This window comes from Vibrio sp. 1727, assembly GCF_033344415.1.
Lineage (GTDB): Bacteria > Pseudomonadota > Gammaproteobacteria > Enterobacterales > Vibrionaceae > Vibrio > Vibrio alginolyticus.
In genome coordinates this window covers 1-566 of the sequence record NZ_JAWPOT010000522.1, presented here as the reverse complement: position 1 = coordinate 566, position 566 = coordinate 1, and the positions used below count along the sequence as shown (strand labels likewise).

Below are 566 nucleotides of genomic sequence, written 5' to 3'. Positions count from 1 at the left end.
AGGATACGCCCCGGAGTACCAACAAGGATATGTGCACCATGCTCTAACGAACCAATTTGCGGTCCCATCGGCATACCGCCGCACAACGTAAGTACTTTAATGTTATGGATACCACGCCCTAGCGTTCGAATTTCTTTAGCAACTTGATCCGCCAGTTCGCGAGTCGGACACAGCACCAAAGCCTGCACGCGAAATCGTTTTACGTTTAGATTTGATAGTACGCCAAGACCAAACGCAGCTGTTTTACCCGAGCCCGTTTTACCCTGACCAATTACGTCACGCTGATTCAAAATCGCCGGTAAGCTTAACGCTTGAATTGGCGTCATATGGGTGTAGTTCAATGAATCCAGCGTTTCTAGTAGCGCTGGGTTCAGGCCTACTTGGTCAAAAGTTTGTTTGCTCACAGGGAAATATCCTCAGGTGGGATGAAAAAGAGGGCACATTATCGCCAGATTTTCTGGGAAGACCAGTGAAAATTAACCATTGTTAATGAGTATTGAAACAAAAGCGAGAACATTCAGGCACTCTACTATCATTATGGACGACGGACATGACCACTTGGATCA

Annotated in this window: 1 protein-coding gene; it reads right to left on the bottom strand. The window is 46.5% G+C overall.

The annotated features are described in order from the left end of the window. Positions 1 to 404 (bottom strand): DEAD/DEAH box helicase (locus R8O10_RS26710; RefSeq protein WP_318192161.1); only part of this gene is annotated, 404 nt, incomplete at its 3' end. Between the last annotated feature and the right edge of the window lie 162 nt (positions 405 to 566).